The 14,945-nt window shown below is 65.9% G+C and carries 11 protein-coding genes and 1 tRNA gene; 7 read left to right on the plus strand and 5 right to left on the minus strand.

The features are described 5' to 3' along the window. The 3 genes from V5A20_RS09235 to V5A20_RS09245 all read left to right on the plus strand — a co-directional run. On the plus strand, positions 1-432 hold a 432-nt coding region (locus tag V5A20_RS09235), incomplete at its 5' end, for an SMP-30/gluconolactonase/LRE family protein (protein ID WP_332316151.1). Between the two features lie 143 nt (positions 433-575). Then, entirely contained in the window at positions 576-1,967 is a 1,392-nt protein-coding gene (locus V5A20_RS09240; RefSeq protein WP_332316150.1) for an alpha-amylase family glycosyl hydrolase, read from the plus strand. An 85-nt stretch (positions 1,968-2,052) separates the two neighbouring features. Next, positions 2,053-3,276 carry an MFS transporter gene (locus tag V5A20_RS09245; protein ID WP_332316149.1) on the plus strand — a complete coding sequence of 408 codons (1,224 nt, stop codon included), beginning with the start codon at positions 2,053-2,055 and terminating at the stop codon, positions 3,274-3,276. 23 nt (positions 3,277-3,299) lie between these two features. Here V5A20_RS09245 and V5A20_RS09250 read toward each other — a convergent pair whose 3' ends face one another. Further along, the gene (locus V5A20_RS09250) at positions 3,300-4,310 is read right to left on the minus strand and encodes an alcohol dehydrogenase (RefSeq protein WP_332327189.1); all 1,011 of its coding nucleotides are present in this window, start codon (positions 4,308-4,310) and stop codon (positions 3,300-3,302) included. 254 nt (positions 4,311-4,564) lie between these two features. On the opposite strand from V5A20_RS09250, the gene V5A20_RS09255 reads away from it, so the two are divergent. Next, positions 4,565-6,211, plus strand: a complete 1,647-nt coding sequence (locus V5A20_RS09255; protein ID WP_332316147.1) for a DUF2207 domain-containing protein — start codon at positions 4,565-4,567, stop codon at positions 6,209-6,211. Between the two features lie 55 nt (positions 6,212-6,266). On the opposite strand, the gene V5A20_RS09260 is transcribed toward V5A20_RS09255, so the two are convergent. The 4 genes from V5A20_RS09260 to V5A20_RS09275 are packed head-to-tail and all read right to left on the minus strand — an operon-like array spanning position 6,267 to position 9,075. Then, positions 6,267-6,494 (minus strand): putative signal transducing protein, encoded by a 228-nt coding sequence (locus tag V5A20_RS09260; protein WP_332316146.1) that lies wholly within the window; start codon positions 6,492-6,494, stop codon positions 6,267-6,269. Between the two features lie 33 nt (positions 6,495-6,527). Continuing rightward, positions 6,528-7,181 (minus strand): riboflavin synthase, encoded by a 654-nt coding sequence (locus V5A20_RS09265; RefSeq protein ID WP_332316145.1) that lies wholly within the window; start codon positions 7,179-7,181, stop codon positions 6,528-6,530. A gap of 53 nt (positions 7,182-7,234) precedes the next feature. After that, entirely contained in the window at positions 7,235-8,428 is a 1,194-nt protein-coding gene (gene ribD, locus V5A20_RS09270) for a bifunctional diaminohydroxyphosphoribosylaminopyrimidine deaminase/5-amino-6-(5-phosphoribosylamino)uracil reductase RibD (RefSeq protein ID WP_332327190.1), read from the minus strand. Further along, positions 8,380-9,075, minus strand: a complete 696-nt coding sequence (locus tag V5A20_RS09275) for a hypothetical protein (protein ID WP_332316143.1) — start codon at positions 9,073-9,075, stop codon at positions 8,380-8,382. Before V5A20_RS09275 ends, ribD begins: the two co-directional genes overlap by 49 nt. 233 nt (positions 9,076-9,308) lie before the next feature. Here V5A20_RS09275 and V5A20_RS09280 point away from each other — a divergent pair, with 233 nt between their 5' ends. The 3 genes from V5A20_RS09280 to V5A20_RS09290 all read left to right on the plus strand — a co-directional run. Further along, positions 9,309-10,202: a lysophospholipid acyltransferase family protein gene (locus tag V5A20_RS09280; protein ID WP_332316142.1), complete on the plus strand. Its 894-nt coding sequence runs from the start codon at positions 9,309-9,311 to the stop codon at positions 10,200-10,202. Between the two features lie 47 nt (positions 10,203-10,249). Further along, positions 10,250-10,322, plus strand: a tRNA-Gln gene (locus V5A20_RS09285). Between the two features lie 1,015 nt (positions 10,323-11,337). Then, the coding region (locus V5A20_RS09290; protein WP_332327191.1) for a S8 family serine peptidase at positions 11,338-14,945 on the plus strand (3,608 nt) is incomplete at its 3' end.

The raw sequence follows: 14,945 nt of genomic DNA on the forward strand, positions 1-14,945 counted from the left end.
TTCTCGGGCGTCTACCGCCTGTCTCCGGACGGCCGCCTGACGCTCCAGGCCGATCGCTTCTCGCGGCCCAATGGCATTGTCCTCTCGCCCGACGGGTCCACCCTGTACGTCAATGACTCGGACGAGACCGTCGTCTGGGCCTACGACGTGGCCGACGACGGATCCCTCGGCAAGGGCCGGCAGTTTGCGGCGCTCGAGGCCGAGGCCGACGGGACGACCGATGGCATGAAGGTGGACGTGAACGGCAACCTCTACACAACCGGGCCGGGCGGGGTCTGGGTGTACGCCCCTGATGGCGAGTTGCTCGCCCGCATCGCGGTGCCCGTGCCCCCGACCAACCTTGCGTTCGGAGGGACGGATCGAAAGAGCCTCTACGTGACGGCCCGGGCCAACGTGTACCGCGTGCCCGTGTCGGTCCCCGGGGCGGAGTAGGTGAAATCGCAGTGGGCCTGACGGAGAATGGAGGGACTTGGGGGCGGTCCGCGTATTTCCTATACTGTGTCTCCGTCGTCCCGCAGCGTTCCCGCTGGGCGGCGGGTGCAGCGATCTCTTGTTATCCAGCCAGCGTCTCCGCCATGCTCCGTCGCCCGGCCTTCCTCGCACTCGCGTTCGCCCTTACCATCGGTCTCTTTGGGTGCGGAAGCCCGTCCAACGAGGCTGAGACCGGCTCTATCGACGGCGTGGGCGAGCCGGCCTGGGTGCAGGACGCCACCGTCTACGAGGTGTTCGTGCCCGATGCCTCCGCGGAGGGCACCTTCCAGGGACTCATCGGTCGGCTCGACGAGATTCAAGAGATGGGCGTCAACACGCTCTGGCTTATGCCCATCCACCCAATTGGCGAAAAGCGGCGGAAGAGCGACATCGGGGCGCTCGGGTCCCCGTACTCGATCCGGGATTACTACGATGTGAATCCGGACTACGGGACGAAGGACGACTTTCGAGCGCTCGTCGACTCGGTGCACGCCCGGGACATGCACCTCATCATCGACCTGGTGGCCAACCACACCGCGTGGGACCACCCGTGGCTGGAGGAACACCCGGACATGTACAGCGACGGGCCCATCGAGGGCTTCACGGTGCCGGTCCTCAACGGCGACACGACCGACTGGACGGACGTCGTGGAGCTCAACTTCGACAACCCGCGGACGCGGCAGGAGATGATCGACGTCATGCAGTACTGGGTCCGTGAGTTTGACATCGACGGCTACCGGGCCGACGTGGCGCACGCGGTGCCCCTCGACTTCTGGGAGAATGCGATCGACTCTGTGGAGGCCCACAAAGGGGTGCTCATGCTGGCGGAGGCGGCCGAGCCGGAAATGCACGAGGTGGGCTTCGACCAGACGTACGCCTGGCCCTTCTACGGGGCGCTGAAGCGGGTGTGGGCCGAGGACGCTCCGGTCCGTACCCTTGCCACACAGGTCGACACGACGCTCGCCAGCCTGCCGGGGGCGGCCCGCCGGCTGCGCTTTACCACGAACCACGACGAGACGATGTGGGACGCCCCCCCGCCCGCCCTTTTCGACGGACCAGAGGGCGCGGAAGCGGCGTTCGTGCTGGCGACGAGCATGCCGGGGGCGCCGCTGGTCTACAACGGCCAGGAGCTGGGCGTGACCGATTCGGTCTCCTTTTTTGCTCGCACGCCCTACGACTGGTCGCGGGCCTCTGACGTCCGACGCTTCTATCGAGACTACCTCGCGCTCTACGGCGACAGCCCGGCCCTGCGGACCGGGACGCTGACGGTGCATACCCCGGACGCCGAAGATGTGCTGGTGTATGAGCGGGCGACGGACGCGGACAGTCTTCTCTTCGCAGTCAACGTCCGCGATGCGCCGAACGAGGTGGCCCTTCCGGACGGCTACGCCGACGTGCCCCTCACCGATGCCCTCAGGGGAACGGCCGTGGAGGGGCGGGCGATGACCCTGGAGCCGTACGACTACCGCGTCCTCCGGCGGGCGGCGGCCGAATGAATGAGGAGCGAGAACGCCGAGAACGCAGGGCGTCCGTGCGTGCCCGGATTCGATAGGTCTTGCTGACGTCCCGCAGAGGTTGCTCATGGCCGCCACCGATGACGCCGAGGGCGCCTCGCCTCCGCCGCCCGTGTCGTCGGACCCCTCGCCCCTCGCCGAGCTTGACGTCTGGCTGCTCTTCGCCGTTACGCTGGTCGGCGTCGGCAACGTGTCCGGCGTATCGCCCGCCTTCCCGCAGGTCGTAGACGTACTCGGCATCTCCCGCGTCCAGGTGGGCTGGGTCGTGACGGCCTATTCGCTGCCAGGCCTCCTGAGTGCGCCCCTCGCGGGGATCGGTGCCGACCGCCTGGGGCGAAAGCGAGTGCTGGTGCCTACGCTGTTCGTGTTTGGGGTTGCCGGCGGGGCGTGCGCCCTGGCCCGGTCGTTTCCCGTCCTGCTCGGCCTGCGGGCCGTGCAGGGATTCGCTGCGGCCCCGCTGGTTGGGCTTGCGATTACAATTATCGGCGACCGGTACGAGGGCGCGACGCGGGCCGCGGTGGTCGGCTACAACGCCACGGCCCTCAACGTGGGGACGGCGGCCTTTCCGGCCGTGGGCGGGATGCTGGCGGCGATCGCGTGGTACGTGCCGTTTGCCCTCCCGCTCTTGGCCCTTCCGGTGGGGGCGGCGGTGGCGTGGAAGCTGGAGGCCCCGGCGGTCGACGGTCGGTCGAGCGCAGAGGGGTTCTGGGGCTACCTCCGGACGGTGGGAACGCGCCTGGGGGATCGACAGGTCTTCGGCCTGCTCGCGGTCAACCTCGGCATCTTCGTCCTCATCTTCGGCGCCTTCCTCACGTACGTGCCGGAGCTCGTCGAGACCCGCTTCGGGGCCTCGTCCGTTGCCTCAGGAGTTGTGCTGGCCGCGGCGTCGGTGTCGAGTGCGCTCGTGGCGACCCAGATTGGGCGCCTGGCGACCTGGATCGCGCCCCGTCGCCTCATCCAGGGATCGATCGTGATCGACGGGGTGGCGCTCGCCCTCATGCCCATCGCCCCCGGCGTGTGGGGCGTCGGGCTGGCCTCGCTGCTCTACGGGGTGGCCCAGGGCCTCAATCAGCCAGCCCTGCAGACGCGGCTGACCGAGCTGTCGTCGGAGGCCTCGCGGGGCGTGATCCTGTCCCTCAACGGCACGATCTTGCGCCTGGGGCAGGCCGGAGGGCCCCTCTTGATGGGCCTTGCCCTCGCCCTGGGCGGAATCGAGGCGGTCTTCTACGCGGCGGCGGGCGTCGCCGTTCTAGTGGGGATCGCCGCGCTGTGGCTGTTGCGGGCCGAGTAGAGAGGCCGGGCCTCCAGGTGGCCCTAGTGGTCCATCGTGAGGACCGCACGGAAGCGGGCGTCGTTGTTGATCATGCGGTCGTAGGCCGTGCCCGCCTCCGCCAGAGAAAAGGTCTCGATCTCGGGCAGCGCCTCGGCCTGCGCGCTGAAGGCCAGCGTCTCTTCCGAGTCCTTCGCGTCGCCGCTCGGCCAGCCAGAGACGGACCGCCGGCCCTGAATGAGCGCCATCGGCGGCACCTCCACGGCCTCTCCCGTCACGGCGACGATCACGAGACTGCCGTCCCGGCCCAGCCCGCCGACGACCGACGTGATGGCGTCCGCGTTCGGCGCGGTGGCCAGGATGAGGTCGGCCCCACCCCGGGCCTGAAGGGCCTCGGCCGCGTCGGTGCTCGAGGCGTCGACAAAGTGGGTAGCGCCAAGGTCGTGGGCCAGTGCCTCCTTGTCGGTACTCGTCGAGAGGGCCACGACCTCCAATCCCATCGCCGCGGCGTACTGCACGCCCAGGTGGCCCAGTCCCCCAATGCCCTGCACCGCAACGAGGTCGCCCGGCTGGAGGTCCTGGTTGCGGAGTGCATTGAACGTGGTGATGCCGGCACAGAGCAGGGGCGCGGCGTCCGTCGCGTCGAGCCCCTCCGGCATCTTCGCCACGGCCTCCGCGGGGGCGGTCATGTACTCCGCGTAGCCCCCATCGAAGTGGATGCCGGTCACGAGGCCGTTCTCGCAGTTGACGAAGTCGCCCTCCCGACAGGCGTCGCAGGTGAAGCAGTGGCCGCCGTGCCACCCGACCCCGACGCGGTCGCCCTCCGCCCACTGCGTGACGTCCGTGCCGACGGCGTCGACCACCCCGGCCACCTCGTGGCCCGGCACGCGCGGGTACTCGAGGCCGGGGAACGTGCCCTCCTTCACGAAGGCGTCGCTGTGGCAGATGCCACAGGCCTCCACCCGAAGGCGCACCTCGTGGGCGTCGGGGTCAGGAACGGGCAGATCGACGATCTCAAAGTCGGCACCGGCACTGGGAACGCGGGCAGCTTTCATGGGGGGCATGGGAGCAGAAGGAGATGGTGCGTAGGCGAGACGGAAGGGTCTCCCAGGAAGGATCTCTCCGGAAAGGTGTTATCTGGGGGACACTTGAGGTCAAGGTCGGTACCGATCGGACCCCGCTGCGTTTCCATACGAGGGATGCATGGCGTAGGGCCTCATCGGATTGTCAAGAGGGACCGTAGTGCTGTAACGACCGGGGAGAGAAGTTCGTAGAAAGACGAGAGTTCGCTTACAGATTCATAGCCCTCATGTCTCCCTCCCCTATCCTTCGGCTTGCAGTTGTTGCATTGCTTCTCGCCGTGGGGCCCGTCGCGGCTCAGGAACAGCAGTACGTGCTGTCGGGAGTGGACGTTACCGTCCATGTGCGGCCCGATGGCGGCTACGAGGTGGAGGAGTCGATCGCCTACGACTTTCAACAGGGGACTTTCTCGCGGGCGTACCGATCGGTCGTGCGGGACGACGCGGGCGCCCTTCGGGCCGTGGAAGTGACCAGTCCGGAAACATCCGTCGACTCGATTCGGGTTGAGGAGACAGACGGCGTGCGCCAGGTCTGGTGGTCGTTTCCGGACCGCTCCACGCCGGCCCGGTTCGATGTTCAGTACGTCCTTGAGGAGGCGCTCTACGAGCGAGGCGACCGCAACGTGGTCCAACTCGACGTGATGGCCGACGGGGCCGTCGTGCCCACCCGAAACGTGGACGTACAGGTGATTCTCCCGGCGGCCTTCGACCTGCAGCAAGACCACGTCGCGCTCAGTCCAGACGCCGGGACCGTGCGACGAGAGGCCGAGCAGGTTGTGGCGTCGTTTCACCGAGATCGCGTGGAGAAAGGGAACGACCTCTCAGTCGAAGTCTCGTTTCCGAAGCAGGCAGCCGGCGAGTACCTGCCGACGACCACAGATCTGCTCTTTGGGCTGTTTCTCGTGGTCGTGGGCGGTGCTGCGGGGGGCGTTGCTGCGTGGCGCTGGCGCGGCCCGCGTCCGGAGGAAGCGGCCCGCCGCCCGCCGCCCGACCTCGACCGGCCGACAGCCGTGGCGCTGCTCGGGAATCGGGACGGACAGGCGTTCCTCGCGACGCTGTTCGATCTTGCCCGGCGTGGTCACGTCACCCTTCGCCACGACCGGGAGGATCAGGCCTTCGGGGCCACCGACGTGGTTCGTCTGGAGACGCATCCTGCCCCGGACGACCTCTCGGACTTCGAGCGTCGCCTCGTGGACAAGCTTGAGGAGTACAAGACCCTCGACGACTTCTGGTCGGACAGCCGATCGTTTCGGCGCGACGCCATGAGCGATGTCCGGGCTGTGCTGTTCGACCGCGGCTGGATGGAGGACCATACGCTGCGTTCCGGACTGCTTCTGGGAGGGGGCTTCGTGGCACTCCTCGGCGGGTTTGCCGCCGTCATTACGGGAGACAGTGCCTTTCGTCTTTTCCTCCTGTCTGCCGGGCTGGGCGTGGGGCTCGGGGGCTTCATCGCCGCGGTGCGCCGCTACACCTGGACCGACGAGGGGGCGCGTCGGGCAGTGGCCCTCCGCGCGTACCTCGACCACGAGAAATCAGAGATTGAGCGGCTTCGAGAAACGAGCCCGGCACGTGCCGCCGAACGGCTCGTGGACGCGCTCCCGTGGCTGCTCCTCCACGCCGAGGTGTCGAGGGCCTGGATCGAGGAGACCAAAGAGGCGCTCGACGCGGCGGATGAGGTGCCGGAACTCCCCGATGGGTTCGTCAGCCTCGTGGGAGCGGAGGAATCGGCGAGTGCCCCCGTTGCGGCCTTTTTGCCGGTCGTGACAGTGATGGGGGCGGTCGAGTCGTCGTCGGCCGGGGCGGCTGGGGCCAGTGCCGCCGCCGGCACCGCAGGAGCGGCTGGGGGTGGGGGTGCTGGCGCTGCAGGGGCGGCGTGATGGCGTCGAACGTTGCGCGGTTGAAGGGGAGAGCGTTGCGAATGGGGATGATGTGTCAGGGGGAGGGCCCCAGATTCAGTACGTTCCGGGCCTCGTCTGCGCGATTGGCGGGCACTTTTGCCTGCACGCCCCCTTCCGTGGCGTCAAACATCGGCGTGAGGCCGGACTGGTCCGCGTTTGCGAGCATGCACGGGATCCCCGCGTCATCGAGCTGCGTCTTGGCGAGCCGGGCCTCTCCCGTCGAGTCGTAGCGGGCAACGGTGATGAGGGGCGCGTCCGACACGGCATGTAGAAGGAGTTGCAAGGGGCGCGAGGGTTAGTCCGCCATCCAGGCCTTCGCCAGGGCTTCCGGGTCGGGGGTCTCGCCGCTGGCGGCGAAGCTGCGGGCCACGTACTTGCCGATCAGGTCGAACTCCAGGTTCACCGCCGCCCCCTCCGTCCACGTCTCTGCCACGTTCGTGACGTTGTGGGTGTGCGGGATGATGGCGACGGTGAACGTATCCTCGTCCAGGCGGGCCACCGTGAGGCTGATGCCGTCCACGGAGACGGAGCCGACCGGAATCAGGTACGCGGCGTGCTGCGGGTCGAACTGAATCGTGTAGAGCCAGTCGGTCTCCTCCCGCTCCACGTTTGTGATGGTGCCGGTGGCGTCGACGTGGCCCTGCACGAAGTGCCCGTCGAGCCGGTCGCCGGCCTGCAGCGCCCGCTCCAGGTTGACCGGGGCGCCCGCCTCCAAGTCGCTGAAGGTCGTCTTGCGCAGGGTCTCCTCGATCGAGTCGACGGCGAAGGTGGAGGCGTCCGGGTCGACGTCGACGACGGTCTGGCACGCGCCGTCGATCGACACGCTCTGGTCGACGCGGAGCTCGGGGGCCAGGTCGGCCTCAATCGTGAGCCGTTTCCCTGCGCGGTCGCTGCCGAGGGACTTGACCGCCGTGAGGGTGCCGACTTCTTCGATAATACCGGTAAACATTGCGTTGGGCTCTGTGAGGGACGAAGTTCTGTGTCGAAAAGAGGGAGAATGTTCTACACGGGGCGCCGATAGCCGCGCAGAAGCACGTCGTTGCCTACGGTCTGCCACTCCTGTTCGGCGAACGTAAGGGCGTCGTCCATTTCTGTGACGCCGAGGTCACGGAGTGCGGGGGTGCCGTTGCCCACGACCTTCGGGGCGACGAAGCAGAAGAAGCGGTCCACAAGGTCCTGCCGGAAGAGCGCGGTGGCCAGGCCGGGCCCCGCCTCCACGAGCAGCGACTGGAGCGGCACCGCGTCACGGCCGGCGTCGGTGCCGAGGCGCCGGAACAGGGCATCCAGGTCGAGGTGGTCGTCGTCCGTCTCGGGGATGCGGAGGATCGTGCCCCCGCGGTCAGTTAATTCGTCGGCGTAGTCGGGACGAGGGCGGTCGTCTCCCACGACGGCAACCGTGTCGGTGGCGTGGGCGTCGGCGAAGAGGGTGCGGTCGGGAGAGAGGCTGCCCGTGCGGTCGAGGACGAGGCGGAGCGGCTGGGGGCCGTCCACGTGGCGCACCGTGAGGCGCGGGTCGTCGCTCGCGGCGGTGCCGCGGCCCACGAGGACCCCGTCCAGCTCGGCCCGCCACCGGTGGACGAGGGTGCGTGCCGCTTCGCCGGTGATCCACTGGCTGTCGCCCGTGCGGGTGGCAATGCACCCGTCCAGCGTCTGGGCGGTCTTGAGCGTGACGAGCGGGCGTCCGGTTTCGACGTGATGAAAAAACGCCTCGTTGAGGCGCCGACAGGCATGCTCGCGGATCCCGACCTCCACCTCGACGCCCTGCTTGCGCAGCTGACGAATGCCACGGCCCTGTGCCTGGGGAAACGGGTCGACCGTCCCCACCACAACCCGAGGAATGCCCTTCTCCAAGATGAGCCCGGTGCAGGGCGGCGTCTTGCCGTGGTGGCTACAGGGTTCGAGGTTGACGTACAGGGTGGCGTCCCGAAGCGCGTCGCGGCCGTGTCGCTGCTCGGCTGCCTGGAGGGCGCGCGCCTCGGCGTGGGGGCCCCCGTAGGCCCGGTGGGCGCCTTCGCCCAGCACGCTGGCGTCCGGGGCGACGAGGACGGCGCCCACCATGGGATTCGGACTTACCGTGCCCGCCCCCGTCTGCGCCAGGTCCAGGCACCGGGTCATCCAGGGCTCATGCCCGGCGTCCCCGGCCGGCGTTACACTTCCTCGATGTAGCTCGGGAGCGGCGAGTCCGTCGGGTGCCATGTGTCGAAGTAGAACTTGGATTCGGAGCGGGCCTTCTGATAGGGAAGAACGAAGCGGCGGGTCCCTTCGACGGGACGATCGCGAAAGGCCTCCACGAGACGGTCGCGCACCGGCGCGACGGAGAAGAAGGTCCAGTCGAAGCCGTCGTGGGCCGGCTCGGGAAAGAAAACGGTGGCGGCCTCCGCCAAGAGGGCCTGCAGGGCCTGTGCGGCACGGCGCGGGGCTCTACCTGCCACGGCGGTCATCCGTTCCGCGTCGACCGGGGCGTCGGCCGTAACGAGCAGGTCGGTGCGGAGGGGGGCATGGAGAACACGTTTCACCGCGTCGGGCGCAAGGGCCTCCACGGCCCCCGGGGCGGTCACGCGTCCCCACCAGGCCCGCCCGAGGGCATCCAGAAGGGAAGGCACGTACGCGTCGGACGAAAGGGTCGTCAGGCCAACGTCGTCGCCGGCCGGATGGGTGCCGGCGAGGTAGCCGCGGTAGACGTCGTTCGTGTCGAAAGGATCGTCGCGGAGGGTGGAAAGCTCCTCGGGCAGGTCCGGGCGCTCGGCCCGTCGTCGGGCGTCGGGATCGGCATCCGGAGTCACCGGCTCCAAGAGCGCAGGCTCCTCGTGGAAGTACTTGAGGACATCGGGAGAATCGGGCACGAGCGTGGAGGGCGAGAAGGTGTTTAGCAACCGAAAGACACAGCAACAACGCAACGTTGGAGAGATCGATGCCCTGGAAGGCGGATTTGTCAAATTGTTTTCTCGGCGAGGGCCGTCTCCGTCCCGTCGCGTCCACCCCTGTGTCTGTGTCCCTCCGGCGGGTAACTGAACCAAACGGCCCCGCCGGAGCATAGACATCCTTGCGTTTGTTTCCCGCCCGGCTCGTCCGCGTTATGCGCTCCGTGCTCGTGTCCCTCTGGGTATGGTTCGCCATCGGGACGCTCATCGTCCTGTGGGTGCCTGTACTGCTCGTGGCGCGGGCCATAGACCGCGATCCGGCCCACTACTATGCCGGGTACACGCTTCGCATCCTGGGGCGCCTGTTGACCTACGTAAATCCGTTCTGGGACGTACGGCTGGAGGGGCCGTTCCCCGAAAATCCCCGTCGCCCGTACGTCGTGGTCGGGAATCACTTCTCGCAGGCGGACCCCCCCATCATCTCCCGCGTGCCCTGGGAGATGAAGTGGGTGGCCAAGAAGGAGCTCTTCGACCTGCCGTTTGCCGGATGGCTCCTCCGCCTGAGTGGCGACATCTCGGTGGATCGCAGTAGCAAAAAGAGCCGCGCCCAGGTCTTGACGACGGCCCGAGACTACCTGGCGAAGCGCTGTAGCGTAATGTTCTTCCCCGAAGGCACGCGCTCGCGGGACGGGCGGGTGCAGCGGTTCTCCGACGGGGCCTTCCGGCTCGCCATCGAGGAGGAGGTGCCGGTCTTGCCCATCGCCATCGACGGGACGCACGAAGCCCTGCCCAAACACTCCATCTGGTTCGACCCCAACCCTGAGCCGATCCGGGTGCAGGTGCTCGAGCCGGTTGAGACCGACGACTACACGCCGGACCAGGCCCGGGCCCTGCAGCGGCACGTACGGGCCCGCGTTGTACGTCAGGTGGCCAAGTGGCGCGGCACCGATCTCGACACGGTCGACGGACGCAGCGGGACGGCGGCCGCCGCGGCCGATTGGATCGACGCCCGTGCCGAGGCCGGGGGGGGCTCCTCGGAAGAAAGGCCTTCTGGTGAAGCGTCCGTCAAACCCTCCAGGCCGTCCGGGACGTCGGAACCGGGCCGCTAGAGGACTCATTTCTTGATTTGATTCAACGTCGACTGAGAAAGGTCGTTTGCCCAGTAGCTCAATCGGCAGAGCGTCCGGCTCTGGACCGGGAGGCTGGTGGTTCGAATCCACCCTGGGCAACCCGCTGTGCCCCGTGGTGCCGATGCGCCGCGGGGCATTTTTTATTTTGGGGCCACTTTTATGCTGGTCGACTTTAGCTGCGGTCGATCTGGCGAGAAGGCGTGGGAGAAATTGCGTCGATCTGAGCGGAACGCAGCGTCAGGCCAGAATGAACGAGGGGGTGCCATCTCGACGCGTGATGCCTTCAGAAGCTGGTATGTTGATGTTCAGCCGACACGAGCGCTCTCGTTGAGGATCCCCGTCTGCGAAGCTCTTCGCTGAGGCTCAAAGCGGTCTGCCCTAGGCGTCTGAGGCCGCACCGCCATCGCCGCTCCGAGCTCGACTGGGGCCCCTCTGACGATGGCCGAGGTCTTTTCCAGTGGGGGGATCGGCTCCATACGATCGGAGGGAGGACGCTTCGGACGGGCTCGGCTTGGCAAACCGCCCATGAGAACCACGGAGCGGATTGCAGGAAAGGTATGGAGGTGCTTAAGCCGAAGAGGTAAGAAATAATTACCAGGGAAACGCGCCAGAAGATGAGGCAACGAATTTCAGCCGCGAGCCCGTCCCTACTTATTTCTCCAATTCATATGAACATAAAGTGAAAATATGACTGGAAAAGACGAGGAAGATGGGGGCCCTTCGCGGTCATCGCGGAGAAAAGAGGCAAATATCGGGCTGAGCGGGGGCAATACAGGGGAGGACTGTGATTCTGCGAAAGGGGGGGCGTCTGCCCATAGCGAACCCCGGAGTCCCCGGGTAGAATCTTCTTGACATTAAAAATCCTACTGGATACAATTTTGGTGTCAAGAAAAGAGGAAGCGAAGAAGGCTTCTCCAGGTCCATTTTCTAGACCAGAGGACCCTTCTTCGCGCGCCTCCAACGTGCAATGTTTTGGACGTTCTGACATAACACACTGAAGCCCCGCGCCGGGCTGGTCTTTGGAAGGGACGGCCGACGCGGGGCGCCCACAGCTACTGCTGCAAGCCCCATGGATACAATGATACGAAGAGTAGGTTCTGCGGCGCGCTCAGGGATGTCAGCCCTGACCGCTGTTCTCACAGTTTTTGTCTTTGCGTCGCTCTTCGCTGGGGCGGCGCTCGGCCAGGGGGCTGATCCCCCAAGCACGCCCATACAAGAAGAAGGAGAGGGCACTTGGCACGATAACGTGCTCCGCATCAAGGTGTCCCAAGACGTGGCCGACCAGGCGACTCCTGTGAAGCAGAACGGGACCGCGCTGCTCGGCGTCGCATCGGTCGACCAGCTCAACCAGGAGTATAATGCTGTTTCGATCGAGCCCGTGTTTGACGTGGGAGGCGAGTATGAAGAGCGTCAGCGCGACCATGGGCTGCACCGGTGGTACGAGATCCGTTACGAGGAAGGAGCCGTCGCCACCGATGCGAGTGTTGAGGCAGCATCTGCCGAGTACGGTGCACTCGCCGAGGTCGAGGTCGCAGAGGGAGACGCTCGCGCCCAGTATCACGTCACTGAGAATCCGAGGCCTCCGGTCAGGGCGCTTCTAGACCCGCTGCCCAGCACCCCCGACGACCCGCTCTTCGACGACCAGTACGGGTTTGAGAACATCGAGGCAGAGGGGGGGTGGCAGACCCGAACGGGCGACACGACGGTGGTCGTCAGCGTCCATGACTCGGGGATTACGGGCAACTTCGATGGGGAGGAGACGACAGTTGATCACCCGGATCTGGAGCCCAACGTCTGGTACGGAGGAGATCCTGATGATGGAAGCGTCCACGGGAAGAGCTTCACTGGCGACCCCGCAGACTTGACCGACAACAATGGTCATGGCACACACGTGACCGGAACCATGGCGGCGGTGACCAACAACGGCTTCGGTGTAGCGGGTACCGCTGGGGGAAATGGAGAGTTTGCCGATGGACGTGGAGACGGCATCCGCTACATGGTGCTCCCGGAGCTGAATGAGCCGGACGCCTACATCTATGCGGCCGATAACGGGGCGGTCATCTCCCAGAACAGTTGGGGCTTTATCAGCCCAGGGGTCTTTCCGCAGGCTACGGAAGATGCGATTGACTACTTTATCGAAAATGGAGGGGGTGATCACCTCGACGGCGGACTCGTGGTGTTTTCCGCGGGGAATGACGGAGCGGACATCCAGGCGTACCCGGCGTTTTATCCGCCGACCGTCGCGGTGGCCTCCACCAACGAGAACGACGACGTGTCCGGGTTCTCCAACTTCGGAGACTGGGTGGACATCGGTGCCCCAGGCACTTCTATTCTGAGCACCTGGCTCACGGGGCAGGGAAGTGTGGAGGATAACTTCGAGTTCCTGAGTGGTACCTCCATGGCAGCCCCGCATGTGTCGGGTGCCGCGGCACTGGTCGTGTCCGAGTTTTCGGGCATCACCGACCCGGATCAGGTCGAGTCGACCCTTGAGCAGGCGGCCGACGACATCAATGCCTCCGTGGACATCGGCGCCGGTCGGTTGAACCTGGCGCAAGCTCTCCAGGAAGATGATGGAGAAGCGCCCGCCGCGATTACCGACCTCTCGGTGACCGATGTGGCGGCGGCGCACGTGGACCTGCAGTGGACCGTCCCGGAAGGAAGCCCGGCCGTCTATGACATCCGGTACTCCACCGATCCGATCGAGAACGACTCGGACTTCGAGAATGCGCAGCAGGTGGAAGACCCCCCGTCCCCGTCGGCGCCGGGCGAGACGGATTCCGCATTGGTTGACGGACTGACACCGGACACGGAGTACTTCTTTGCCATCAAGTCGTCCGACACGTTTGGCAACACCTCGGACCTCTCCAACGTGCCGTCGGCGACGACCGACAATGCGCCGGCCATCGCGCTGGATCCGGAGGAGCAGAGCCAAACGCTTGCTGTTGGCGAAACGGGAACGAACTCGTTCTCAATTCTCAACGCTGGGAAAGACACGCTTGAGTATACTCTGGAGCCGGTGCTCGGCGGCACGGAGATCTCCGACCCGATCGGAGAGCCGACGACACCTGCTTCTGAAGCCGACTTCACGGAGGGGAACTACGAGACGGCGATTGGGTCGGCCCCTGAGGACGGAGAGCCCGTGCCGAATACGGCTCCTGTTCAGACACTCGACGCCGATCTGGAAGGTAGTTTCTACGTCGGCGTGAACTTTGGGGATGCGACCAGCTTCGTCTCCTTTGAAGGCGAGACGCCTGAGATCCTGAATATCCTCTCATCGTACCCCGGGTCCGGGTTCTCCAACGCCGGAGACTTCCCGCGGGATGACGATTCGTTCGTCTACGAGCTCGACAACGAGGGGGAACTCCGAGAGGTAGATGTCGAATCCGGTGAGTTCACGAATCTTGGAAATGTTGGCCAGGGCGACTGGACGGGCATGTCCACCGACCCGACATCCGGGACGATCTACGTGAACACTGGTGCGACGCTCTACACCCTGGATCCGGACGCGCCGTCGGTCGAAGAGGTTGGCTCCTTCGGCGTCGACTTTATGATCGACATCGCCGTCGACGGCCAGGGCCAGATGTATGGATACAGCCTCACGACGGATGCCTTCTACGAGATCGACAAGGAAACCGGTGAGGCCACGCAGGTCGGCTCGATTGGCTTCGACGCCAACTTCGGGCAGGGCCTGACCTGGGATACGCAGAATCAGGTCATGCTCATGGCGGCGTTCAACTCTAGCGCGTTCCAGCCGGAGCTCCGTACGGTAAACCGCGAGACGGGAAGTACCGAGCTCATCGGAATCCTTGGCGAAGATCAGCCCAGCGGCACCGACCAACTCGGCTGGGTCGCGACGCCGATCAGCGCGACGGGTGAGTGGCTAGCCGCTGAGCCGACGGAAGGAGAGGTGCCGGAAGGAGAGCCCGACGAGATCACCCTCTCGTACCAGACGACCTTCGAGGAAGAAGGCGTGCTGGACCTAACGGGTGGCCTAGATTACATGGCCGATGTCGAGATTCAGAGCAATGATCCGGGCACACCGACGGAGCAGCTTCCGGTCACGTTGACCGTGAACGGAACCCCTGCCATCAGCGTCTCGGAAGATCCGCTCGACTTCGGCAATGTGTTCACCGGGACGAGCGCCACGGATACGCTCACGGTGTTCAACGACAGTGACGACAACATTCTCCAGGTTAGCACCCTTCAGTTCGAGGGGGATGAGGTCTTCTCGCTCCCCGACAACTCTGGATTTGTACTCGACCCTGGAGAAAGCATGGCGGTTCCGGTCAGCTTCTCGCCGACGGCGTCGACCGCCTACAGTGGGACCATCTCCTTCGCGAGCAGCGCGGGCGACCAGGAGGTCGGCATCGAAGGACAGGGCACGCCGTTCGTCTCAATCGAGCCGGACTCGCTGGAGCAGGAGATTGATCTGACGACCGGCGACTCGACGGCCACCCAGACGTTCACGGTGACCAACGAGTTCAGCGAAAGCCTGCCGTTCTCGGTCCTGATCGAGTCCCTGGAGTCGGAGAGCATGGACATCACGCCGAAGCTGTCGGACAAGCAGCTCCAGCGCTGGCGCCAGATCCAGCAGATGGAGCCGCAGTCCAACTCGGAGGTGGAGCCGTCCCTCCAGCCGGCGCCCAATGCGGAGCCGGAAGGCCAGTCCGCCAAGCGAGGCGCTCGCTCCATGGCGGCGCGACTCACGAGTGGCCCGGAGGT

Origin of the sequence: Salinibacter sp. (assembly GCF_036626415.1) — a bacterium.
In the GTDB taxonomy this organism is placed as follows: Bacteria; Bacteroidota; Rhodothermia; order Rhodothermales; family Salinibacteraceae; genus Salinibacter.